The following is a 23,710-nucleotide window of genomic DNA, read 5'->3' as shown; positions in this document are numbered from 1 at the left end:
AAAGCCGCCTCCATCCTCACGGCCGGACCCCTCGTCCGGCACACGGTCCGCTATGCCGCCGGCATCGCGGTCACGACCCGACGCGTCCGCGATGCCGGCGCGCAACTCTAGGAAGGACCAGCCATGATCACGTTCCGCACCTCTCTCACCGCTTCCGTGCTCGCTCTCGGTCTCGTGACGCTCGGCGGCGTCGCCTTCGCCCAGGATGCGATGAAGCCGGATGCCATGAAGCCCGACGCGATGAAGACCGACACCATGAAGCCGGATGCCATGAAGTCCGATACGATGAAGCCGGACGCCATGAAGACCGACGCCATGAAGACCGACGCTATGAAGAAGCCCGACGCGATGAAGCCGGATTCCATGTCGGCGCAGCCGAACTGATCCGCCGCCTTCCTCCCCCACCCCACATGGTGGGGGAGGGCCGACGCTCCAAGGAGACGTCCATGGACACGCATGATGCGCCGCCCCGCAAGATACTGATCCACCGGCATTCGCTCGCGGTGCGGCTCACGCACTGGGTGAATGTGCTGTGCCTCACTTTCCTGCTGCTCTCGGGCCTGCAGATCTTCATGGCCCACCCGGCGCTCTATTGGGGCCAGTACGGCGCCAATAACGACCCGTCCGTCCTCTCCATCGGCGCGGAGCAGGACGGCAACGCCCTGCGCGGCGTCACGCGCGTCGGCGGCCTCTCCTTCACCACCACCGGCGTGCTCGGCGTCTCCAATGTCGATGGCGTGCAGCGCGCGCGCACCTTCCCGGACTGGCTCACCCTGCCGAGCTATCGCGATCTCGCCACCGGCCGGCGCTGGCACTTCTTCTTCGCCTGGCTCCTGGTGATCAACGGCTTCATCTACCTCCTCTACGGCCTGTTCGCCGGCCATTTCCGCCGCGACCTGCTGCCGGAGGGCCGCGAGCTTACGCCCTCGCATCTGGGACATGAGATCGCCGACCATGCGCGCCTGCGCTTTCCCAAGGGCGAGGCGGCGCGCCGCTACAACTCCTTGCAGAAGCTCGCCTATATCGCGGTGATCTTCGTGCTGCTGCCGCTGATGGTGGCGACCGGCCTCACCATGTCGCCGGGCATGGACGCGGCGCTGCCCTGGTTGGTCGACGTGTTCGGCGGGCGGCAATCGGCGCGCACCCTGCATTTCGTCGCCGCCACGCTGCTGGTCGCCTTCGTCATTGTCCATCTGGCGATGGTGGTGCTGTCCGGGCCCTTCAACAATCTGCGCTCGATGATCACCGGGCGCTACGCCATCACCCCCGAGGATCAACGGTCATGACCCGCCTCATCACCCGTCGCGGCCTGCTGCGCGCGAGCTTCGCCGCTGCCGGTGGCCTCGTGCTCGCCGGCTGCGACCAGCTCGACGCGCTGAGCCAGAACCAGAACGTGACCGACGTGCTGCAATCGGCCGAATGGCTGACCATGAAGAGCCAGCGCGCGCTTCTCGGCCGCGACGCGCTCGCCCGCGAATTCACCGAGGCCGACATGTCGCCGGTCTTCCGCTCCAACGGCACCTCCATGCCGGCGGGCGACGCCTATGCGCGGCTCGTCGAGACCAGCTTTTCCGACTGGCAGCTCAAGGTGGACGGGCAGGTGAGCCAGCCGCTTTCGCTGTCGCTGGCGGATCTGAAGGCCATGCCGGCGCGCACCCAGATCACCCGGCATGACTGCGTCGAGGGCTGGAGCGCCATCGGCAAATGGACCGGCGTGCCGCTCGCGGCGATTCTCGCCAAGGCGCAGCCGACCGCGGCCGCACGCTATGTCGTGTTCCACTGCGCCGACGAATATGAGCCGGGCTCGGGTGCCTATTACGAGAGCATCGATTTCGTCGATGCCTATCACCCGCAGACCATCCTCGCCTATGGCATGAACGGCAACGACCTGCCCATCGCCCATGGCGCGCCGCTGCGGCTGCGGGTGGAGCGCCAGCTCGGCTACAAGCAGGCGAAATACATCATGCGCGTCGAGCTGGTGGATAGCTTCGCCCGGCTCGGCGGAGGGCAGGGCGGCTTCTGGCCCGACCGCGGCTATGAGTGGTACGCCGGCATCTAGAGCATTTCCCGGTCAGATGGAATCATCTGATCGAAGAGGAATTGCTCCAGCTTATTGAATCTAGAGCACTTCCTGATCGTTCGGAAGTTCCATCCGAACGGGAAGGGCTCTAGTCAGCCGGCGAGCGCCGCCTTCACCGCCGCCACCGCCCGCAGGCTCAGCGCGGCGATGGTGAGCGTCGGGTTGGCGGTCGCCGAGGTCGGGAACACCGCCGAGCCGAGCACGAACAGGTTGCGATGGTCGTGGCTGCGCAAATCGCGGTTGACGACCGAGGTCTTCGGATCGTCACCCATCCGCGCCGTGCCGATGATATGGCCGGCGCCCTGCGCCTGCGGGCTGTGCTGCACCTCGCTGGCGCCGAGCCGCGCGAAGATGTCGTCATGCGCTTCGACCGAGGCGGCGAAGGCGGTCTCCACATAGTCGTCCAGCCGGAAGGCGATGCGCGGCAGCGGCACGCCGTACATGTCGCGCTCGTCCGGATCGAGCGTGACGCGGTTTTCGGGATCGGGAAGCTGCTCGACCAGCGAGGCGAGGCGGATATGGCGCGAGGCCTGGTCGCGCAGCGCCGCGTCGAGCGCCTCGCCGCGCAGGCCCTTTTTGGCGAACTCGGCGGCGGTGGTGATGGGCGCGCCGGTCGGCCAGGACCAGCCGTCATTGCCGATCTCGATGCGGAAGGCGCCGCGCTCGCGCCGGAAGGTGCCGTCGCGCAGATTCTCGATGCCGGAGGTCGAGAGCGGGCCGCGATAGGGATAGACGGGCTTCGGCGCCAACGCCCATGAGAGCTGGATCGGGTGATCCATCAGGTTGCGCCCAACCTGATCCGAGCTGTTGGCGACGCCGTTCGGCGCCGCCTCGCTGCGCGAGGCGAGCAGCAGGCGCGGCCCCTCGACGGCGTGGGCGGCGACGACGAAGACCTTGGCCCTCGCCGTGCCCTCGCTGCCGTCCCAGCGCTTGAAGCGCACGGCGGCGATGGAGCGGTCGGGGGCGAGGTCCAGCGCGACCGCCGTGGTCTTCTCATAGAGCGCCGCGCCGGCGGCGACGGCACGGTCGACATGCACGGTGGCGTCGTATTTCGCCTGCACCGGGCAGACCGGGATGCAGCTGGCATTGCCGCAGCAGGCCGCCCGCTCGTCGTGGAACACCGAGTTGCGCCCCTGCGGCGTGGGGCGGACGTCGTAGCGCGTGCCCTTCAGCGCCTCCGTGAAGGCGCCGTCGAGATAGGTCGGCGGGATCGCCGGCATCGGGAAGGGGGCCGAGCGCGGCGAGCCGAGCGGCTCGTCGGAATCGCCGGCGACGCCGATCTCGTTCTCCGCCTGGCCGTAGAACGGCTCGAGTTCGTCATAGGCGAGCGGCCAGTCGGCGCCGTGGCCGTAGAGGCTCTTCAGCCGGAAGTCGTTGGGCACGAAGCGCAGGCAGGTGCCGAGCCAGTGCCAGGTGGTGCCGCCGACCACCTTCACATAGGTGCTGCGGAACTTGTCCGGGCCGGTCTGGCGGTACCAGAAATCCGGGTCGTCGGAGACCGGGTGCATCGCCTCCGGCACCGCCGGATAGGGACATTCCGGCACCTTGATCAGGGCATTCCAATAGGTCTCCACCGCCTGGGTACGATCGACCGCGGCGCCCGCTTCGAGGATCGCCACCTTCACGCCGGCGGCGGCGAGCTTGGCCGCCAGCAGCGCGCCGGCGATGCCGGAGCCGACGATGACGACATCGGCGGTGATGGTGTCGGCCATCGGGGAACTCCTGCGGACCGTCAGGCGGGGGGCTGCGACCAGTAGCCGGTCTCGCCGCCGCAATTGCCGGGCGGCTTGGTGAAGCTCAGCGCCTGCCACAGCAGGGCGTCGTTGAAGGTGGCGACGGCCTCGCCCTTGCCGGTCGAATAGACGCCCGAATACCAGGCGGCGACGATGGCATCGCCGAGCGCCTTGTCCGAGGCGGGATCGGCGGCGAGGCGCTTGAGCGCATCGCCCTGGCCGGTGGCGACGAAGCCGCCGAGCAGCGTCGCCGCCACATCCCTGTCGAGCGAGGCGGCGGGTTTTCCGGTCAGCGTCGCCGACAGCGCGAGGAAGCCATCGACGCCGAGCGTGTCCTCGGCCGCGGCGAGGCGGGCAAGCCCGGCGGTTCCGGTGCTCGCGATGGCCGCGGCGAGGGCGCCCAGAAGGGCGTCGCGGCGGGAGAGGGGCAGCGGTGAGGGAAGGGGCATGTGCGGCATCCGTCTTTAGAACGATTGAACGTCAAGACGGTGCGCCGGGCAATCGGTCAGCGGCGATTTCCCCTGCCGCCGGCGCTCTGCCCGCGCTGCGACATGCCCATTATCCTGAGGGAAATCGGGCGTCTGCCCTCAGTGCGCGTCGTTGTCTTCCAGCACCAGCAGGTCGTCGCGGGTGAAGGCGATGGAGACCGTGTCGCCGCGCTTGGGCGGGGTGACGCTGGATGAGTTGAAGGTGTCGAGCGAGATCGCGTTCTCGCCGAGCCGCACCTTGATGCGCACCACCGAACCGAGGAAGCCGACTTCCTCGATGGTGCCGGAGAGGCCGTTGCCGCCGTTCACCCGCTCGCCGAGCGCCACCGCCTCGGGCCGCAGCGCGACGGTGCGGATGGAATCGGCGGGGCTGCCGTTCAGCGGCCGGCTGGTGACGGCTTCCTGCCCGTCGATGCTGAGCTTGCCGGCGCCCGGGTCGAGCACGCGGGCCTTCAGCGTGTTCAGCGTGCCGACGAATCCGGCGACGAAGCGGGTCTTCGGATAGTTGTAGATGTCGAACGGATTGCCGACCTGCTCCATCCGTCCCTCGCTCATCACCACGATGCGGTCGGACATCGACAGGGCTTCTTCCTGGTCGTGGGTGACGAAGATGGTGGTGATGCCGAGCGCCTTCTGCAGCGCGCGGATCTCCTCGCGCAGCGAGACGCGGATCTTGGCGTCGAGCGCGGAGAGCGGCTCGTCGAGGAGGAGCACCTGCGGCTTGTTGGCGATGGCGCGGGCGAGCGCCACGCGCTGCTGCTGGCCGCCGGAGAGCTGGTAGGGGTAGCGGTCGGCGAGGTGCGGCAGCTTGATCAGCTCCAGCATCTCCTTGACCCGCGGGCCGATCTCGGCGGCGGGCTTCTTCGCCACCTTGAGGCCGAAGCCGATATTGTCGGCCACCGTCATGTTGGGGAACAGCGCATAGGCCTGGAACACCATGCCGATGTTGCGCTGGTTGGGCGGCAGGTAGGTCACGTCCTTGCCGCCGATGCGGATGGTGCCGGCGGTGGGCTGCTCGAAGCCGGCCACCATGCGCAGCGTCGTGGTCTTGCCGCAGCCGGACGGGCCGAGGAAGGAGACGAACTCGCCCCGCTCGACGGCGAGGTTGAAGTCCTGCACCACGACGTTCTGGCCATAGACTTTCCGAACCGCGGAAATGTCCAGAAATGCCATCTCAGTTCCCTCGAATGGTCCGGTTGAGTCAGCGGGGCGCCGCGGACGAGCCGCGTATGCCGCTGCCGAAAAGCTGGATCAGGCCCATGCACGCCCAGGTGACCACGAAGGCGATCACCGCGAGTGCGGAGGGCTCATAGGCACTGTTGGCGCCGACGAGCTGCAGATAGGGGCCGAAGGCCGGCCGGTTGAGCAGGCTCGCTATGGTGAACTCGCCGATGACGATCGCGAAGGTGAGGAAGGCGCCGGAGAGCACGGCGACGCGCACATTCGGCAGGATCACCTTGAACAGGATCGTCCACCAGCTCGCCCCCAGGCTCTCGGCCGCCTCGGTCAGCGTCTTCACGTCGATCGCCCGCAGCCCGGTGTCCACCGCCCGGTACATGTAGGGCATGGCGAGCACGACATAGGCGAAGACCAGCAAGAGGTCCGTGGAGCGGGCGGTGCCGGTCAGCGGCAGGAAGGACGAGGAATTGTAGAGCCGCAGATAGCCGAACACGATGACGATGGCCGGGATGACCAGCGGCAGCAAAGTGATGAACTCGACCACCGGCCGGATGCGCGGCATGCGCAGGCGGATCACATAGGCGGTCGGCACAACCAGCAGCACGCCGACCACGATGGTCAGCAGCGCGATGAAGGTCGAATAGCCGAAGCTCTCGATGAAGCGGCTGTCGCTGAACACCGAAGCATAGGCGTCGAAGGAATAGACGCCGCGCCGCTTGCGCAGCGAGAACTCGAAGGTGGCGATCAGCGGCACGACGAAATAGAGCGTGCCCAGCACCATCGCCAGCCAGGGGCCGAAGCGTTCGCTCTTCATCGCAGCCACCGGTCGCTGCGGGCGCGCAGCCAGATATAGGTGATGTTGGACAGGGCGGTGATGACGATCATGCCGAGCGCCAGCGCGTAGCCGAGATTGGGGTCGTGCAGCACGTCGCCGCGGATCTGCGCATAGAGCAGGATCGGCACGATGTTGAGCGAGGAGCCGGTGAGCGCATAGGCGGTGGCGATGGCGCCGAAGGCATTGGCGAACAGCAGCATGGTGGCGCCGAGCAGGCTCGGCCACAGCACCGGGAAGGCGACATGGGTCCAGAACTGGACCTTGGTGGCGCCGAGGATGGAGGCTGCCTCGCGCCATTCCTTCTTCAGCCCGTCCAGCGCCGGCATCAGGATCAGCACCATCAGCGGGATCTGGAAGTACAGATAGGTGATGGTGAGGCCCCAGAAGCTGAGGATGTTGAAGCCGGTCGAATAGAGATTGATGCCGAAGAAGCTGTAGAGCAGCGTCGTCACCAGGCCGGTGCGGCCGAGCGTGGCGATGAAGGCGAAGGCCAGCGGCACGCCGGCGAAATTGGAGGCGACGCCCGAGAAGGTCGTCAGCGTCGGCCGCATCCAGCTCGGCAGATTGCCCATCACCGCGGCATGGGCGAGGAAGAAGCCGAACACCGCGCCGAGCACGGCGGAGGCCACCGAGACCTGGATCGAGATCTTGTAGGCCGAGATGATGCTGTCCTGGTTGAGGTTGGCGATGTTCTGGAGCGTGAACTCGCCGGTCGGCGTCTGGAAGGCGCCGATCATCAGGTCGAGCGTCGGCCAGATCAGGAACAGCAGCGCGAAGGCGAAGAACGGCACGACGCCGAGCCAGGACAGCGGCAGGCGCTTGCGCGAGGCGGCCGCCGCGTGGTCGTCCATGGTGGCTGCACTGACATTCTCGACCATGGGCGTGCTTCGGCTCGCGAATGTGTCGGCGGGGAGGGGAGGCCGCCGGCGCAGACGCCGGCGGCCGGATCGGGCGAGCGCTCAGCTCACTTGACGTTGGCGCCGACGACCTTGTCCCACTCGGCGGCGATCACCGCCTTGGAGGCGTTCTGCTCGTCGAGGCTCGGGAACACGGCGGCCTTGTAGCCTTCCGCCGGCGGCAGCTTGGCCAGCAACTCCTGCGGGATCTTGCCCTTGGCGGCGAGATCGTTGAAGCGGATCGGGTGGCAGTAGCCCTTCAGCCACAGCAGCTGGCCCTCGTCGGAATAGAGGTGCTCCATCCACAGCTTGGCGGCGTTCGGGTGCGGGGCGTAGGCGCTGATGCCCTGCACGTAGACGCCGGCGACGACGCCGCTCTTCGGCACCACGACCTCGGTCGGCGGGTTGCCGGCGAGCTTGTCGCGGTCGGCGAGGGCGTTGTAGTCCCAGCGCACGAGGATCGGGGTCGAGCCCTGGGCGATGGAGGCGGCCTTGCCGATGACCGGGACGAAGTTGCCGGCGGCGTTGAGCTTCTTGAAGAAGTCGAGGCCCGCCTTGCCGGCCGGGGCGCCCGGCGCGGCGCCGGAGGCGAGGCCGGCGGCGTAGACCGCCTGGATCGCCTGGTTGGAGGTGCGCGGGTCACCGGCCAGCGCCACCGCATTGGCGTATTCCGGCTTCAGCAGGTCGGCCCAGTCCTGCGGCACGTTCTTGATCAGGTCGGTGTTCACCTGGAAGGAGAGCACGCCGTAATAGTCGCCGTACCAGTAGCCCTCGGCGTCCTTGGCTTCGGCGGGGATGCTGTCCCAGGTCGAGACCTTGTAGGGGGCCAGCAGCTTGTCGTTCTTGGCGGTCGGGCCGAAGGAGAGGCCGACGTCGATCACGTCCGGCGCCTGCGGGCCCTTGTTGCCCTTGTTCGCCTTGATCGCCTCGATCTCGTCGCCCGAGCCGGCGTCGGGATTGAGCTCGTTGATCTGGATGCCGTACTTGGCCTTGAAGGTGCTGAGCACCTCGCCGTAATTGCACCAGTCGTGCGGCAGCGCGATGGTCGTCAGCTGCCCCTCTTCCTTGGCAGCGGCGATCAGCTTGTCCAGCGATTCTGCGAAGGCGAGATTGCCAGACACGCTCAGGACGAGAGCGGCGGCCGACGCGGTCTTAAACCACGAATTCTTCATTGCTGATCCCCCAGGATACGTGGGTCACCGCAACGGAACGGGCCGGCGCTGGTGCCGTGCCGTGGTTGCGGGCTGACGCCTTCAAGCATGCGCTGATGAAGGTTCCGTGTCACTTTCCCCGGCATAACGTTATCGTCGTACCGACATAAGTCATGCGACGCGCGGCAAGGCGATCTGCCACGAAGACCTGCCGTCGCGTCCAAGCGGTTTGCGTGAACCTGCCCCTCTTCCGCACGCGTCGCCGATGCGCCGCGCACAGCCAGCGATATTTTTGTGGGGACGCTTCGATCGTCGCCCGGAGGGAACCCCGGCGCCGGTCGAGGAACGACCCGATCCGATGATGTTCGGATGCTCCGTGCGCCGTCAAGGCCCCGGGGTCCTGGGAGGAGTTAGCCGCCTATTTGAGCGCGTCCAGATGCGTGCGGATATGGGCGGCTTCCGCCGGCGTCGTGGCGAGGCCGATGGCCGCCATGAAGCCCTCGCGCGCCTCCTTGTTGCGGCCGAGCTGCATCAGCAGTGCGCCGCGCAGGCCGTGATAGTGGAAATAGCCCGACAGCTTGTCGCCGAGCGGCTCGACCATGGCGAGCGCCGCCTCCGGCCCGCGCAGCTTGGAGATCGCCACCGCCCGGTTCAGCGTCACCACGGGCGAGGGCTGCATGATCTCCAGCGTGCCGTAGAGCAGGTCGATCTGCGCCCAGTCGGTCTCCTCGGGCGTTGTAGCCCGCGCATGCAGCGCGGCGATCGCCGCCTGCACCTGATAGGGACCGGGCCGGCGGTGGCGCATCGCCTTGTCGAGCAAGGCGAGCCCCTCGGCGATCATCGGCCGGTTCCACAGCGCGCGGTCCTGGCTGTCGAGCAGCACCACCGCCCCGTCGGCGTCGAAGCGGGCGGCGGTGCGCGCGTGCTGCAGCAGCATGAGCGCCGTCAGCCCCATGATCTCCGGCTCGGCCGGGAACAGCCGCAGCAGCAGCCGGGCGAGGCGGATCGCCTCGTCGCACAGCGGCTCGCGCGCGGCGGAAGTGTCGCCGGCGGCGGAATAGCCCTCGTTGAAGACGAGATAGACCATCGCCGCGACGACGCCGAGCCGTTCGGAGCGCTCCACCGCGCCGGGCGCCTCGAAGGGCACGTCCGCGCGGGCGATGCGCGCCTTGGCGCGGGTGATGCGCTGCTCCATCGCCGCCTCGCCCACGAGGAAGGCGCGGGCGATCTGCTTCACCGACAGGCCGGAGACGATGCGCAGGGCGAGGGCGATCTGCTGCGTCGTCGGCAGCTCGGGATGGCAGCAGATGAAGAGCAGCCTCAGCACGTCGTCGCGATAATGCGAGCCGTCCATGCGCTCGGCGATCTCGGCCTCGGTGTCCTCGGTGTCGGAGAAGGCTTCCTCCGGCGGCAAGCCCGTCTGCTTCGCCTGCCGACGCACCGTGTCGAGCGCGACGTTGCGGCCGACGAAGACCAGCCAGGCGGCGGCATCGCGCGGCGGGCCGTTCTGCGGCCAGGTCTTCAGCGCGCGCAGGCAGGCTTCCTGGAACGCCTCCTCGGCGAGGTCGAGGTCGCGGAAATAGCGCAGCAGCGCGGCGACCGCCTGCGGGCGCGCGGCGGTCAGCGTGGTGCCGATCCAGCGCGCCTCGTCCATCACGGCCGTGCCCCGCCATCGTGGAACAGCCCGACCGGGCGGATCTCGTAGGAGCCGCCCGGATTGGCGGCGCCGAGCTCGCGGGCGATGGCGAGCGCTTCCTCCAGGTCGGCACAGTCGAGCAGGTAGAAGCCGAGCAGCTGCTCCTTGGTCTCGGCGAAGGGCCCGTCGAGCACCAGCGCCGGGTCCTGGTCCTTGCGCAGCGTGGTGGCGGCGGTGGTCGGCAGCAGCCGCGCCACCGGGCCGAGCTTGCCTGCCTTGACGAGCCGCTCCTGCACGACGGCGAGCTTCTGCATCACCGCGTCGTCTTCCTCCTTGGTCCAGGCGCAGACGATGTCTTCCTGGTGGTAGCAGAGCAGCGCGTAGAACATGGATGGCCTTCTCTGTGCTTGAGGATCAGCCGCCGCTGATCGCGGTGATGACGAAGACGTCGGCGCCCGGCGCCAGCGGCGTCGAGAGCCTGGCGCGGCGCCCGTCGACGAAGACGTTGATATGCCGCCTTATCGCCGGCGTCTCGTCGCAGATGCGCTCGCGCATGCCGGGCCAGAGCGCGTCGAGCCCGTCCACCATCTCGGCGACGCTGCGGGCGGGAACGGCGACGAGCCGTTCGGCGCCGGGGAACAGCACCACGAGATGCGGCGGCAGGCGCACGAGGACGGGCGCCTCTTCCGCCTGCTGCCGCACCGCATTTTCGCCTATCGTCGTCACCGCTCGATCACCAGCGTCTCGACCGAGGTGATGGTCGGCAGGTAGGGCGCGACGCAGTCCCATGTGTCGCCCTCGTCGGTGCTGGCATAGAGGCCGCCGGCATTGGTGCCGAAATAGACCCCGGCCGGCTCCATCGTGTCGGTCGCCATCGCCTGGCGCAGCACGTTGAAATAGGCGCCGTCCTGCGGCAAGCCCTCGCGCCTCGCCTGCCAGCTCTGTCCGGCATCGCGCGTGCGCCAGACCGCCGTCTTTCCCTCCGGCATGAAGCGGCCCTTGATGTCGCCGTTCAGCGGGATGAGATAGAGGCCGTCCGGATCGCGCGGATGCGCTGCGGCCGGGAAGCCGAAGGAGGAGGGCAGGCCCTCTTCGATGCTCTCCCATTTCCGGCCGCCATCGTCCGAGCGGTACATGCCGCAATGGTTCTGCTGGTAGAGCCGCGCCCCGCCGCCCGGCGCCATGACGAGGCAATGCACGCACTGGCCGAACTCGGGATAGTTCTGGCCCTCGGGCATGTAGTCGGCGCGGGTGCCGCGGTTGCGGGTCTCCCAGCTTTTCCCGCCATCCTCGGTGGCGAAGACACCGGCGGCGGAGATGCCGACCCAGATCTTGTTCCGGTCCGCCGGGTCGAGCACCAGCGAATGCAGGATCAGCCCCGCGCCGCCGGGATTCCATTCCGGCCGCGTCGGGTGCTCGCGCAGGCCCTCGACATGGGTCCAGCTCTCGCCGCCATCGGTGCTGCGGAACAGGCCGGCCGGCTCGACGCCGGCATAGAGGCTGCCGTCCGGGCCGGCGGCGAGGCTCCACACCGATTTCACCGGCGCGTCCCCGCCTTCATAGGCGAGGCCCTGGCTCGAATGGGTCCACGTCGTCCCGAAATCGGTTGATTTCCACACCGCCGGGCCGAACCATTCATTGCCGCCGCCGGCATAGATGGTGCCGGTCCGCGGATCGCCGACGACATGGTTGGTCGGCCACGTCTCGCAGAACGGGCCGCGCACCTCCCATGAGCGGCGCGAGGCGTCGCTCTCGAGGATGAAGGCGCCCTTGCGGGTGCCGACGAGGATGAAGACTTGCTTCGCCATGGCGCGCTCCCGTCAGTTGGTGGAGACGACGATCATCCAGGACACGCCGAAACGGTCGGTCAGCGTGCCGAAGCTGGGCGAGAAGAAGGTCTTCATCAGCGGCATGGTGACCTGTCCGCCCTCGGCGAGCGCGGCGAACTTCGCTTCCGCCTCCTCCGGGGAGGCGACCGAGAGCGCCAGCGAGATGCCGCTGAAGCCGGCGGCGTCGGACTGGCAGCCATCCGAGGCCATCAGCTCGGCATCGCCGACCTTGAAGCTCGAATGCATGATCTTGTCGTCCCAGCCTTCCGGGACCATGCCCGGCGGCGGCTGGTCCGGCGCCTCGCGGAAGCGCATCAGCATGGTGACCTCGGCGCCGACCGCCTTCTTGTAGAACTCGATGGCCTCTTCGGTGCGGCCGTTGAACATCAGATAAGCCTGCACGTTCATTGACTTGTCCTCCCTTGGCCGTTTCCCCGTGCCCCGGCGCCGCGGCCAAGCGAGCCGGCACCGACGCCACGAGGACGAACGGGGCGAGGCTGGCCCGACATCGCGACAGAAATTTTTCTTGGGTTGTTTGCCGCCAGCCTAGCCGCGCCGTGGCCCCGGGGCCAGCTTCGCACCCGCCACGCCTGCCGACCGGCGGATATCGGACTATACTGGCGTTAGCCGAAACTGCGGTAATCGGTCTGAGAACATATTGCGAACATCGAACAAACCGGGTACAACTCGCTCAACTTCTCGCAAACCTCATCCATCCCCTTGCGTGCAGCCCGGAGCCCGGCGATGACTCAAGCAAATCTGCGACTCGTTGAAGGATCTTCCATGGACAAGGCCAAGGCGCTGGACGCCGCGCTTTCGCAGATCGAGCGCCATTTCGGCAAGGGCTCGATCATGCGCCTGGGCAAGAACGACAAGATCATGGAGATCGAGACGGTCTCCACCGGCTCGCTCGGGCTCGACATCGCGCTCGGCATTGGCGGCCTGCCGCGCGGGCGCATCGTCGAGATCTTCGGGCCGGAATCCTCGGGCAAGACCACGCTCGCCCTGCACACCATCGCCGAGTCGCAGAAGAAGGGCGGCGTCTGCGCCTTCATCGACGCCGAGCACGCGCTCGACCCGATCTATGCCCGCAAGCTGGGCGTCGACCTCGACAATCTCCTGATCTCCCAGCCCGACGCCGGCGAGCAGGCGCTGGAGATCGCCGACACGCTGGTGCGCTCCGGCGCGGTGGACGTGCTGGTGGTCGATTCCGTCGCCGCGCTGACGCCGCGCGCCGAGCTCGACGGCGAGATGGGCGACAACCAGCCCGGCATGCAGGCGCGGCTGATGAGCCAGGCGCTGCGCAAGCTGACCGCCTCGATCAACCGCTCCCAGACCATGGTGATCTTCATCAACCAGATCCGCATGAAGATCGGCGTGATGTATGGCAGCCCGGAGACCACGACCGGCGGCAACGCGCTGAAGTTCTATTCCTCGGTGCGCCTCGACATCCGCCGCATCGGCGCGATCAAGGAGCGCGACGAGGTGGTGGGCAACCAGACCCGCGTGAAGGTGGTGAAGAACAAGCTGGCGCCGCCCTTCAAGCAGGTCGAGTTCGACATCATGTATGGCGAGGGCGTCTCCAAGATGGGTGAGCTCATCGACCTCGGCATCAAGGCCGGGGTGGTGGAGAAGTCGGGCGCCTGGTTCTCCTATGACAGCCAGCGCCTCGGCCAGGGCCGCGAGAACGCCAAGAACTTCCTGCGCCAGAATCCCGACGTCGCCGGCCGCATCGAGGCGACCATCCGCCAGAACGCCGGCCTGATCGCCGAGCAGATCCTCGCCGGCGAGGCGGGCGAGGATGACGACGGCGACGCCGAGGGTTGAGACGCGCCCGCTAGCGCGGGACGACAGGCCGAGTTTCGAACCACGGGAGGCCGCAGTGCCTCCCGTGTCCGTTTCTGGACAAGGTGTTGGCGCGTCGCTAGAACCGTTGCGCCCGTGCCGTGCGCCAGAACCGCGCGCGGCGGGCCGGCGCCGGGCGGCGCCGATTATGTTTCATCGGCGGATTCGGATTCTATGAGCGGCGTCAACGAAATACGTGCGACCTTCCTCGACTATTTTGCGAAGAACGGTCACCAAGTGGTTGATTCATCGCCGCTTGTGCCGCGCAACGACCCGACGCTGATGTTCACCAATGCCGGCATGGTGCAGTTCAAGAACGTCTTCACCGGCATCGAGAAGCGTCCCTATTCGCGTGCCGCCACCTCACAGAAATGCGTGCGCGCCGGCGGCAAGCACAACGACCTCGACAATGTCGGCTACACCGCCCGGCACCACACCTTCTTCGAGATGCTCGGCAATTTCTCCTTCGGCGACTACTTCAAGGAGAATGCCATCGAATTCGCCTGGAACCTGATCACCCGCGAATTCGAGCTGCCGGTCGAGAAGCTCATGGTCACCGTCTACCATGAGGACGACGAGGCCTTCTCGCTGTGGAAGCGCATCGCCGGCCTGCCCGATTCCAAGATCGTGCGCATCGCCACCTCCGACAATTTCTGGCAGATGGGCGACACCGGCCCCTGCGGCCCGTGCTCGGAGATCTTCTACGACCACGGCGACCACATCCCCGGCGGCCCGCCCGGCTCGCCGGACGCCGATGGCGACCGCTTCATCGAGATCTGGAATCTCGTCTTCATGCAGTTCGAGCAGCTGCCGGGCGGCGAGCGGCTGAACCTGCCGCGCCCGTCCATCGACACCGGCATGGGGCTCGAGCGCATCTCCGCCGTGCTGCAGGGCACGCACGACAATTACGAGATCGACCTGATGCGCGCGCTCACCGGCGCAGTCGAGGAGATGACCGACGTGCCGGCGGACGGCCCGCAGAAGGCGAGCCACCGCGTCATCGCCGACCATCTGCGTGCCTCGACCTTCCTGGTCGCCGACGGCGTGCTGCCCTCCAATGAGGGCCGCGGCTACGTGCTCCGCCGCATCATGCGCCGCGCCATGCGCCACGCCCAGCTGCTCGGCGCCCGCGACCCGCTGATGCACCGCCTGGTGCCGATCCTGGTGCGCGAGATGGGCCGCGCCTTCCCCGAGATCGTGCGCGCCGAGCCGCTGGTCACCGAGACGCTGCGCCTCGAGGAGACGCGCTTCCGCAAGACGCTGGAGCGCGGCCTCTCCATCCTGGAGACCGAGAGCGAGGGCCTCGGCGCCGGCGCCAAGTTCTCCGGCGAGACGGCGTTCAAGCTCTACGACACCTATGGCTTCCCGCTCGACCTGACCGAGGACGCGCTGCGCGCCCGCGGCGTCAATGTCGACGTCGACAGCTTCAACGCCGCGATGGAGCGCCAGCGCGCCGAGGCCCGCGCCTCCTGGGCCGGCTCGGGCGAGGCGGCGACCGACACGGTGTGGTTCGCGGTGCGCGAGGAGGTCGGCCCGACCGAGTTCCTCGGCTACGGCACCGAGACGGCGGAAGGCACGGTCACCGCGCTGGTCACTGAGGGCAAGCGCGTCGAGACGCTGCCCGCCGGCGCGCGCGGCCTCGTCGTGCTCAACCAGACCCCGTTCTACGGCGAATCCGGCGGCCAGGTCGGCGACACCGGCACGATGAGCGGCGAGGGCGGGTTGAAGCTGCGCGTCACCGGCACGCAGAAGAAGCTCGGCGACATCTTCGCCCATGAGGTGGAGGTCGAGGAGGGCACGCTGACCATCGGCGCGCCGCTGGCGCTGTTCGTCGACGGCGAGCGCCGGCAGGCGATCCGCGCCAATCATTCGGCGACGCATCTGCTGCACGAAGCGCTGCGCCGCGTGCTCGGCGACCACGTCGCCCAGAAGGGCTCGCTGGTCGCGCCCGACCGGCTGCGCTTCGACTTCAGCCACCCCAAGCCCGTCGAAGCGGCGGAGCTGAAGGCGGTCGAGGACATCGCCAACCGCATCGTGCTGCGCAACGAGCCGGTGGTCACCCGGCTGATGGCAGTGGACGACGCCATCGAGTCGGGCGCGCGGGCGCTGTTCGGCGAGAAATACGGCGACGAGGTGCGCGTCGTCTCCATGGGCACCGATCCCGGCAATGGCGCGCCCTATTCGGTCGAGCTGTGCGGCGGCACCCATGTCGCCCGTACCGGCGATATCGGCCTCGTCAGCGTGCTCGGCGAGAGCGCGGTCGGCGCCGGCGTGCGCCGCATCGAGGCGATGACGGGCGACGCCGCCCGCCACCATCTCAATGCGCAGAGCCGCGCGCTGCAGGGCGCAGCGGACGTGCTGCGGGCGCCCGTGGGCGAGGTCGAGGCGCGCATCGCCCAGCTCGTCGAGGAGCGGCGCAAGCTGGAGCGCGAGCTCGGCGACGCCAAGCGCAAGCTCGCCATGGGCGGCGGCGCGGCGAGCGAGGAGCCGGCGCGCACGGTCGGCGCGGTCAAGCTGCTGGCGCGGCAGGTCTCCGGCATCGACCTCAAGGACCTCAAGAGCCTCGCCGACGAGGGCAAGAAGCGCATCGGCTCAGGGATCGTCGCCATTGTCGGCGTGACTGAGGAAGGCCGCGCGGGCCTCGTGGTCGGCGTCACCGACGACCTCACCGGCAAATATGATGCGGTCGCGCTGGTGCGGCGCGGGGCGGAGGCGCTCGGCGGCAAGGGCGGCGGCGGGCGGCCGGACATGGCGCAGGCCGGCGGTCCCGATGGCGGCCGCGCCGCCGAGGCGCTCGCGGCGATCGAGAACGCGCTCGCGGGCTGAGGCGCGGGCGCCGGTTGGGGAGAGGCCGGCATGGCGGCCCGCAGGCAGAACAACGGCAGGTTCCCCGGCGGCTTGTTCTCCGGCTGGTTTTCCGACTCGTGGTGGCGCCGGCAGCGCCGGCGCTGCTACGAGGTGCTCGAGCGCGACTCGGCGCGTGACCCGCTGGCCGAGAAGATCAACGTCGCGCTCATCGCGCTGATCGTGCTGAACGTGATCGCCGCCGTGCTGGAGACGGTGCCGAGTCTGCTGCTGCGCGACTACTGGGCGTTCCGCGCCTTCGAATATCTCTCGCTGATCGTCTTCGCGCTGGAATATGCCCTGCGCGTCTGGGTGTCGCCGGAGGATCCGCGCTATCGCGGCCTGCCGCACCGCGTCGCGCGCCGGCGCTACATGTTCACCCCGGTGGCGATCGTCGACCTCATCGCCTGGCTGCCCTTCGTCATCTCGATGATGTTCGGCGTCAATCTGCGCACGCTCGCCATCCTGCGCCTGCTGCGTTTCGTCAAGCTGGTGCGCTATTCGCCCGGCATGCAGTCGCTGCTGGAAGTGCTGGAGCGCGAGTGGCAGTCGCTCGTCGCCTGCTTCTGGCTGCTTGCCGCCGCGGTGCTGATCGCCGCCTCGGCCATGTATGTCGCCGAGGGCAACATCCAGCCCGAGCATCTCGGCTCCATACCGGCGGCCATGTGGTGGGCGATGGCGACGGTGACGACGGTCGGCTATGGCGACGTCTATCCGGTCACGGCGGCGGGGCGCGTCATCGCCGGGGTCACCATGGTCACCGGCATCGTGATGATCGCGCTGCCGGTCGGCATCATCGCCACCGCCTTCGTCGAGGTCATCAAGCGGCGCGATTTCGTCATCACCTGGGGCATGGTGGCGCGCGTGCCGCTGTTCGCCGATCTCGACGCCGCCGGCATCGGCGAGATCCACCGCATGCTCTCCTCGCACACGGCGCAGCCGGGCGAGGTCATCGCCCGCCGCGGCGACATCGCCACCTCGATGTATTTCATCGCCTCCGGCGAGGTGGTGCTCGAATTCGCCGACGAGATGGTGGTGCTGGGCGAGGGACAGTTCTTCGGTGAGATGGCGCTGCTGCACACCACCCGCCGCGCGGCGACGGCACGGGCGCGCACGCGCTGCATGCTGCTGATGCTGGACGCCGAGGCCCTTGCCGACGTGATCCGCCGCCATCCGGCGATCGGCGAGCGCGTGCGGGCCATGGCCAAGGACGACGAGGGGCCGCACGCCCTGCGGCGGCGCGCCGACATCGCCCAGGACGAGATCGACAGCGAGCGGACCGAAAGTCGGAGCGAGCCGACGGAGGGCTGAAGTCTTGGGATGGCCGGGTAGCCGCAACCGAGGACAGCTCCGGGGGCGCGCACGCCCCCGGAGGGGATCCGAGTTCAGCTCGGCTCGGCGATAGCCACCCTCACGCCCTCATGGCCAGGCTCGACCCGGCCACCCAGACTTCTACCGGGCGCGCCAGCGGAAAGGCTGGATCCCCGGGTCAAGCCCGGGGATGAGGAAAGTGGAACTACGGGTAGTCAGCTTCAGGCGAGCGCCTTGCTGAGGTTCTCCGACACCTTGTCGAGGAAGCCGGTGGTGGAGAGCCACTTCTGGTCGGCGCCGACCAGCAGGGCCAGGTCCTTGGTCATGTAGCCGCTCTCGACCGTGTCGACGCAGACCTTCTCCAGCGTGGAGGCGAAGGCCGCGAGGTCGGCATTGTCGTCGAGCTTGGCGCGATGGGCGAGGCCGCGCGTCCAGGCGAAGATCGAGGCGATGGAGTTGGTCGAGGTCTCCTTGCCCTTCTGGTGCTCGCGGTAGTGGCGCGTCACCGTGCCGTGGGCGGCTTCGGCCTCGACGGTCCTGCCGTCCGGCGTCATCAGCACCGAGGTCATCAGGCCGAGCGAGCCGAAGCCCTGCGCCACGATGTCGGACTGCACGTCGCCGTCATAGTTCTTGCACGCCCAGACATAGCCGCCGGACCACTTCAGCGACGAGGCCACCATGTCGTCGATCAGGCGGTGCTCGTACCAGATCTTGCGCTTCTCGAACTCGGCCTTGAACTCGGCGTCGAAGATCTCCTGGAAGATCTGCTTGAAGCGCCCGTCATACTGCTTGAGGATGGTGTCCTTGGTCGACAGATAGACCGGGTAGTTGCGCATCAGGCCGTAGTTCAGCGAGGCGCGGGCGAACTCGGCGATGGACTCGTCGACATTGTACATCGACATCGCCACGCCGGCGCCGGGGAACTTGTAGACCTCGTGCTCGATCACCTGCCCGTCGTCGCCGGTGAATTTGATGGTCAGCGTGCCCTTGCCGGGGACGAGGAAGTCGGTGGCGCGGTACTGGTCGCCGAAGGCGTGGCGGCCGACGATGATGGGCTGCGTCCAGCCCGGCACCAGGCGCGGCACGTTCTTGCAGATGATCGGCTCGCGGAAGATCACGCCGCCGAGGATGTTGCGGATGGTGCCGTTCGGCGAGCGCCACATCTTCTTGAGGTTGTACTCGGTCATGCGGCCGACATCGGGGGTGATGGTGGCGCACTTCACGCCGACGCCGACGCGCTTGATCGCCTCGGCCGCGTCGATGGTGACCTGGTCGCCGGTGGCGTCGCGGTTCGGCAGGCCGAGGTCGTAATATTCCAGCTCAAGGTCGAGATACGGGTGGATCAGCTTGTCCTTGATGTACTGCCAGATGATTCGGGTCATCTCGTCGCCGTCGAGCTCGACGACCGGATTCGCCACCTTGATCTTCGCCATGAGGTCCACCTCGCACGGAAACGTTGTCGGGAGGGTCGCGGCGTCTGTCCGCGCACAGACGCCGGATGCGGCGCGTGATAGCGCGCCACGTCCGTAAGGGGAAGCACGGCGCGGGCCAAATTTCGCCGGAAAGCCACATGGCGGGAAGGCTTGTGCGCCAAGGCTTTCTGGCATTCTGTATACCTATGGTGAGGCGGCGGCGGTGGGCCGCGGCCGTGCCGGTTGCCGCAACGGTGCCCGGGAGGAGAGGCGGGGCGGCGGCGTTCCCTGTCGCAGGTGCTTCATCCGGCGCTGCTATCGGCGCGGCATCCCGGCGCCCCGTGCGCCGCCCGACAGGAGCCCTCCATGCCGCTTTCGCCCGTCCGCCTCCTGCTGCCTCTCGCCTTCGCCGCCGTCGCGCTCGGTGCGCAGGCGCAGGAGCAGCGCACCGCCGCCGAGACCATCGCTCGCTTCGACATCCCCGATGCCCGGCAGGCCGTCGCGGTCACCGACCGCTATCTCTACGCCATCGACAACCGCACCATCGCCAAGCTCGACAAGGCGACCGGCCAGCCGGTCGCGCGCTGGGAAGGCCCGAAGGGCGGGCCGATCCTGCATCTCGACAGCGGCGTCGTGCGCGACGGCAAGCTCTACACCGCCCATTCCAACTACCCGGACTGGCCGATGACGAGCTCGGTCGAGGTGTGGGACGCCGAGACGCTGAAGCATCTCGAATCCCACAGCTTCGGCATCGAGCGCGGCTCCTTCACCTGGCTCGACCGCGATCCGCAGGGCCGCTGGTGGGGCGCCTTCGCCAACTACAACCGCGTGTTCGACAAGAGCCCGCTGGCCTATGGCAACAAGTATGCGACGCAGATCGTGCGCTTCAATCGGGACTGGAGCGTCGCCGAGGCCTTCGTCTACCCGGACGCGCTGGTGGCCAAGTTCCAGGACATGAGCAATTCTGGCGGCGCCTTCGGGCCGGACGGCCGGCTCTACATCAGCGGCCACGACAATCCCGAGCTCTATGTCGTCGCCCCGCCGGAGATGGGCTCGACCATGCGCTGGCTGGAGACCATCCCGGTGGAGATCGGCGGTCAGGGCTTCGCCTTCGATCCGGCCCAGCCCGGCGTGGTGTGGGGGCTGATCCGCGGCAAGACCGGCGGCGTGGTGACAGAGAGCCGCCTGCCGGAGAAGAAATAGCGGCGCGCCCGAGAGGGCGTTCAATTTTTCCCGGACTTGCTTTAGGACGGCGGCATGTTCACCCATGCCGCCTTTCTCTCGTTCCGATCCGCCGCCGGGAGCCGCGCCTGATGCCCGGCGCCGGAACCGACTCGACGCGCCCCTGGCTGGAGGGCGGCCCCGTCGTCGTGCTCGTCGAGCCGCAGCTCGGCGAGAACATCGGCTCGGCGGTGCGCGCCATGGGCAATTTCGGCCTGTCGCGGCTGCGCCTCGTCAATCCGCGCGAGGGCTGGCCGAACCCGAAGGCGGTGACCTTCGCCTCCGGTGCCGACCGCATCCTCGAGAATGCCGAGGTCTTCCCGGACCTGCGCGCGGCGCTGGCCGACCTCAATTTCGTCGCCGCCGCCACGGCGCGCGAGCGCGGCATGCAGAAGACGGTGCTCGGCGCCGACGCGGTGGCGACTGAGGCTGTCGCCCGCATCGCCGGCGGCGAGAATGTCGGCCTCGTCTTCGGGCGCGAGCGAACCGGGCTCTATACGGAGGAGGTGTCGCTCGCCGACGTGATCCTCACTCTGCCGGTGAACCCCGCCTTCGCCTCGCTCAACCTCGGCATGGCAGTGGCGGTCGTCGCCTATGAGTGGTTCAAGCTCGCTTCCGGCGGGGCGCTGCCGTTCCAGCAGCCGGACCGCTATCCGATCGCCGACAAGGCGGACCTCCTCGCCTTCTTCGACCATGTCGAGAAGGAGCTCGACGAGGCGCTGTTCTTCCGCTCGCCGGAGAAGAAGCCGGTCACCATCCGCAACATCCGCAACATCTTCCACCGCGTGGGACTGACGCGGCAGGACATCGCCACGCTGCACGGCATGGTCGCTGCGCTGGTGGAGGGCAGGCGCACGCGCGAGGAGCGCACCGCCGCCCGGCTGAGCGGGAAGCCGAAAGAGAAGCCTGTGGATGAAGCCGCGGGCGACGGCGAAGGCTGAGAAAGCGAAACTTTCCGTTCATCTCGATGCGTCACAATCCTGCCCGGGATGGAGGACATCAGATGCGCATCGAGGCTTCTCCCGTTTCCGGCACTCCGGGCGTGCACGGCGTCTCGCACCTTGCTTCGTCAACCGGGCCGTCCGCCGTGTCGTCGCCGCCCATTCATCCTTCCGCCGCGCTCCGCGCACCGACCATCCTCGTCTTCGATTCGGGGCTGGGCGGCCTCTCCGTGTTCCGCGAACTGGCGCGCACGCGCCCCGATGCGCGCTTCGTCTATGCGGCCGATGATGCCGGCTTCCCCTATGGCGCGCGCAGCGAGGACGACCTCGTCGCCCGCGTGCTCGCCGTCATGGACGCGCTGGTCGCCCGGCTGGCACCGGACGCGGTGGTGATCGCCTGCAACACCGCCTCGACGCTGGTGCTGCCGGCGCTCCGGGCGCGCTACTCCATTCCCTTCGTCGGCACGGTGCCGGCGATCAAGCCGGCCTGCGAGGGCTCGCTGACCAAGCAGGTGAGCGTGCTTGCCACCCCCGGCACGGTGAAGCGCGATTATACCCAGGCGCTGATCCGTGACTTCGCCGGCGCCTGCCGGGTGACGCTGGTCGGCTCCACCCGCCTTGCCGGCCTCGCCGAGGCGGCGATGGTCGGGGAAAAGGTGGCGGACGAGGAGTTCGCCGCCGAGATCGCCCCCGCCTTCGTGCGCGAGGGCAAATCCCGCACCGATACGGTGGTGCTGGCCTGCACGCACTATCCGCTGGTGCTCGACCGCCTGCAGAAGGTGGCGCCGTGGCCGGTGCGCTGGGTCGATCCGGCCCCCGCCATCGCCCGCCGGTTGAGCTCGCTCCTCGGCCCGGTCGCCTTCGCCGCCAGCCCGGCGCCGCTGCGCCTGTTCTCGACCGGCCAGCCGCTCGACGCCGCGCTGATCGAGCGCATCGTCGGCCGCCGCGCCCGCGCCGGCGAACTCGTGCCGATGACCGCGCCGGCCTGAGCCCCCGCATTTTCCGCCTTGCCTGCGCCGCGATCCCTGCCCAGCATGCCCGAACGGCAGGAGAGGACATGTGATCGGGACCCGGCGATTCGGCGCGATGCACCAGACAAGGCGGGCGTTCCTCATCGGCGCCGGCGCGCTGGCGCTCGCTGGCGAGGGCGCGGCTGCCCAGAGCGCCAAGCAGCCTTTCGAGGCCTGGGTCGTGCAGTTCCGCGCCCGTGCGCGTGCCCGCGGCATCACCGATGCCGTCTATGACCGCGTGACCGGCAATCTGCGGCCGGACACCTCGGTCTATGCCAAGGAACGCGCGCAGCCCGAGTTCCGCGAGGAGCTCTGGCAGTACCTCAACCGCCGCATCTCCGAATGGCGGCTGAACACCGGCCGCGCCGCGACGCAGCAGAACGCCGCCCTGCTGAAGCGCCTGCGACACGATTTCGGCGTCGAGCCGGACGTGCTGCTGGGCCTGTGGGGCATGGAGAGCGCCTTCGGAGAGCTGGTGACCGACCCCGACCATATGAAGCCGGTCTTCCCCTCGCTCGCCGCGCTCGCCTGGGGCGAGCCGCGCCGGCGCAAATATTGGGAGACCGAGTTCCTCAACGGCCTCGCCGTGGTCCAGCGCGGCTGGGCGAATCCCGACGAGATGCTCGGCTCCTGGGCCGGGGCGATGGGCCATACGCAATGGATGCCGGAGGTCTGGCTGAACCTCGGCGTCGACTATGACGGCGACGGCAAGCCCTCGCCCTACAGCGTGCCCGACGCGCTCGCCGGCAGCGCGCGCTACCTCATCAAGCGCGGCAGCTACCAGCGCGGCCTGCCCTGGGGCTTCGAGGTCGCGATGGCCGGCGTCCCCGAGAAATACGCTGATGCGAGGTCGTGGCGCACGGTGGAGGACTGGGCGAAGCTCGGCGTGAAGCCGGCCGGGGGAGGGCGTTTCGACGTCCCCAAGGCGCGCACGCGGCTATGGGCGCCGGTCGGGACCGACGGCCCGTGCTTCCTGCTGACGCAGAACTTCTACGCCGTGCGCAGCTACAACCCGTCGATGAACTACGCGCTCGCCGTCTGCCATCTCGGCGACCGGGTGCTGGGCGGCGCGCCCTTCGTCACGCCCTTCCCCGGCGGCGAGCGGCCGCTGACGCTGGTGGAGATCCAGGAGGTGCAGCGCCGCCTCACCCGTGCCGGCCTCGACACCGGCGGCACCGACGGGCGCGTCGGCAACATGACCATGCGCGCGGTGGCGAATTTCCAGCGCCGCATGGGCGTCGAGCCGGACGGCTATGCCGGGCTGGACGTGCTGGCGGCGCTGAGGGGCGGGCGGTAAAT

Annotated in this window: 22 protein-coding genes; 10 read left to right on the top strand and 12 right to left on the bottom strand. The window is 68.5% G+C overall.

Going from position 1 to position 23,710, the window contains the following annotated elements; genetic code table 11:
- Positions 1–123: 123 nt before the first annotated feature.
- The 3 genes from SNOV_RS10870 (at position 124) to SNOV_RS10860 (ending at position 2,059) form a co-directional block, all read left to right on the top strand.
- A complete protein-coding gene (locus tag SNOV_RS10870; RefSeq protein WP_013166977.1) occupies positions 124–384 on the top strand; it encodes a pentapeptide MXKDX repeat protein in 261 nt (86 codons plus the stop codon).
- 62 nt (positions 385–446) lie between these two features.
- On the top strand, positions 447–1,286 hold the full coding sequence (locus SNOV_RS10865) for a cytochrome b/b6 domain-containing protein (RefSeq protein ID WP_013166976.1): 840 nt from the start codon (positions 447–449) through the stop codon (positions 1,284–1,286).
- Positions 1,283–2,059 (top strand): molybdopterin-binding protein, encoded by a 777-nt coding sequence (locus tag SNOV_RS10860; protein WP_013166975.1) that lies wholly within the window; start codon positions 1,283–1,285, stop codon positions 2,057–2,059. The genes SNOV_RS10865 and SNOV_RS10860 overlap by 4 nt, the downstream gene beginning before the upstream one ends.
- A gap of 113 nt (positions 2,060–2,172) precedes the next feature.
- Here the strand turns inward: SNOV_RS10860 and SNOV_RS10855 are convergent, their stop codons facing one another.
- The 11 genes from SNOV_RS10855 to SNOV_RS10800 all read right to left on the bottom strand — a co-directional run bounded on the left by SNOV_RS10855 (position 2,173) and on the right by SNOV_RS10800 (position 12,235).
- Positions 2,173–3,792 carry a GMC family oxidoreductase gene (locus SNOV_RS10855; protein WP_013166974.1) on the bottom strand — a complete coding sequence of 540 codons (1,620 nt, stop codon included), beginning with the start codon at positions 3,790–3,792 and terminating at the stop codon, positions 2,173–2,175.
- A gap of 20 nt (positions 3,793–3,812) precedes the next feature.
- A complete protein-coding gene (locus SNOV_RS10850) occupies positions 3,813–4,262 on the bottom strand; it encodes a sugar dehydrogenase complex small subunit (RefSeq protein ID WP_013166973.1) in 450 nt (149 codons plus the stop codon).
- 138 nt (positions 4,263–4,400) lie between these two features.
- The gene (locus SNOV_RS10840; RefSeq protein WP_013166972.1) at positions 4,401–5,474 is read right to left on the bottom strand and encodes an ABC transporter ATP-binding protein; all 1,074 of its coding nucleotides are present in this window, start codon (positions 5,472–5,474) and stop codon (positions 4,401–4,403) included.
- A gap of 28 nt (positions 5,475–5,502) precedes the next feature.
- Positions 5,503–6,294 (bottom strand): ABC transporter permease, encoded by a 792-nt coding sequence (locus tag SNOV_RS10835; RefSeq protein ID WP_013166971.1) that lies wholly within the window; start codon positions 6,292–6,294, stop codon positions 5,503–5,505.
- Entirely contained in the window at positions 6,291–7,166 is an 876-nt protein-coding gene (locus tag SNOV_RS10830) for an ABC transporter permease (RefSeq protein ID WP_041783207.1), read from the bottom strand. Before SNOV_RS10830 ends, SNOV_RS10835 begins: the two co-directional genes overlap by 4 nt.
- A 113-nt stretch (positions 7,167–7,279) precedes the next feature.
- Positions 7,280–8,383: an ABC transporter substrate-binding protein gene (locus SNOV_RS10825; protein WP_013166969.1), complete on the bottom strand. Its 1,104-nt coding sequence runs from the start codon at positions 8,381–8,383 to the stop codon at positions 7,280–7,282.
- Positions 8,384–8,780: 397 nt separating this feature from the next.
- A complete protein-coding gene (locus SNOV_RS10820) occupies positions 8,781–10,016 on the bottom strand; it encodes an RNA polymerase sigma factor (RefSeq protein WP_013166968.1) in 1,236 nt (411 codons plus the stop codon).
- The gene (locus SNOV_RS10815) at positions 10,016–10,387 is read right to left on the bottom strand and encodes a YciI family protein (protein WP_013166967.1); all 372 of its coding nucleotides are present in this window, start codon (positions 10,385–10,387) and stop codon (positions 10,016–10,018) included. The genes SNOV_RS10820 and SNOV_RS10815 overlap by 1 nt, the downstream gene beginning before the upstream one ends.
- 25 nt (positions 10,388–10,412) lie before the next feature.
- Complete coding sequence (locus SNOV_RS10810) at positions 10,413–10,724, bottom strand: ubiquitin family protein (protein WP_013166966.1); 312 nt, start codon at positions 10,722–10,724, stop codon at positions 10,413–10,415.
- Positions 10,721–11,806, bottom strand: coding sequence for a glycoside hydrolase (locus tag SNOV_RS10805; RefSeq protein ID WP_013166965.1), 1,086 nt, complete (start codon positions 11,804–11,806; stop codon positions 10,721–10,723). The genes SNOV_RS10810 and SNOV_RS10805 overlap by 4 nt, the downstream gene beginning before the upstream one ends.
- Before the next feature lie 12 nt (positions 11,807–11,818).
- Positions 11,819–12,235, bottom strand: a complete 417-nt coding sequence (locus SNOV_RS10800) for a VOC family protein (RefSeq protein ID WP_013166964.1) — start codon at positions 12,233–12,235, stop codon at positions 11,819–11,821.
- Positions 12,236–12,571: 336 nt separating this feature from the next.
- Here SNOV_RS10800 and recA point away from each other — a divergent pair, with 336 nt between their 5' ends.
- The 3 genes from recA to SNOV_RS10785 all read left to right on the top strand — a co-directional run bounded on the left by recA (position 12,572) and on the right by SNOV_RS10785 (position 17,827).
- Complete coding sequence (gene recA / locus SNOV_RS10795; protein WP_013166963.1) at positions 12,572–13,654, top strand: recombinase RecA; 1,083 nt, start codon at positions 12,572–12,574, stop codon at positions 13,652–13,654.
- Between the two features lie 192 nt (positions 13,655–13,846).
- Positions 13,847–16,498, top strand: a complete 2,652-nt coding sequence (gene alaS / locus SNOV_RS10790; RefSeq protein ID WP_013166962.1) for an alanine--tRNA ligase — start codon at positions 13,847–13,849, stop codon at positions 16,496–16,498.
- Between the two features lie 30 nt (positions 16,499–16,528).
- The gene (locus tag SNOV_RS10785; RefSeq protein WP_013166961.1) at positions 16,529–17,827 is read left to right on the top strand and encodes a cyclic nucleotide-gated ion channel; all 1,299 of its coding nucleotides are present in this window, start codon (positions 16,529–16,531) and stop codon (positions 17,825–17,827) included.
- A 221-nt stretch (positions 17,828–18,048) separates the two neighbouring features.
- On the opposite strand, the gene SNOV_RS10780 is transcribed toward SNOV_RS10785, so the two are convergent.
- A complete protein-coding gene (locus SNOV_RS10780) occupies positions 18,049–19,260 on the bottom strand; it encodes an NADP-dependent isocitrate dehydrogenase (RefSeq protein ID WP_013166960.1) in 1,212 nt (403 codons plus the stop codon).
- A 345-nt stretch (positions 19,261–19,605) separates the two neighbouring features.
- Here SNOV_RS10780 and SNOV_RS10775 point away from each other — a divergent pair, with 345 nt between their 5' ends.
- The 4 genes from SNOV_RS10775 (at position 19,606) to SNOV_RS10760 (ending at position 23,708) form a co-directional block, all read left to right on the top strand.
- Positions 19,606–20,442, top strand: coding sequence for a hypothetical protein (locus tag SNOV_RS10775; RefSeq protein WP_013166959.1), 837 nt, complete (start codon positions 19,606–19,608; stop codon positions 20,440–20,442).
- A 110-nt stretch (positions 20,443–20,552) separates the two neighbouring features.
- Positions 20,553–21,401, top strand: a complete 849-nt coding sequence (locus SNOV_RS10770) for an RNA methyltransferase (protein WP_013166958.1) — start codon at positions 20,553–20,555, stop codon at positions 21,399–21,401.
- A 146-nt stretch (positions 21,402–21,547) separates the two neighbouring features.
- Positions 21,548–22,390, top strand: a complete 843-nt coding sequence (gene murI, locus SNOV_RS10765; protein ID WP_013166957.1) for a glutamate racemase — start codon at positions 21,548–21,550, stop codon at positions 22,388–22,390.
- 97 nt (positions 22,391–22,487) lie between these two features.
- Positions 22,488–23,708 carry a lytic murein transglycosylase gene (locus tag SNOV_RS10760; protein ID WP_041783201.1) on the top strand — a complete coding sequence of 407 codons (1,221 nt, stop codon included), beginning with the start codon at positions 22,488–22,490 and terminating at the stop codon, positions 23,706–23,708.
- The last annotated feature ends 2 nt before the right edge of the window (positions 23,709–23,710 follow it).

This window comes from Ancylobacter novellus DSM 506, from assembly GCF_000092925.1.
Lineage (GTDB): Bacteria > Pseudomonadota > Alphaproteobacteria > Rhizobiales > Xanthobacteraceae > Ancylobacter > Ancylobacter novellus.
The sequence above is the reverse complement of the archived record's forward strand: the minus strand, read 5'-3'. Positions and strand labels throughout refer to the sequence as shown.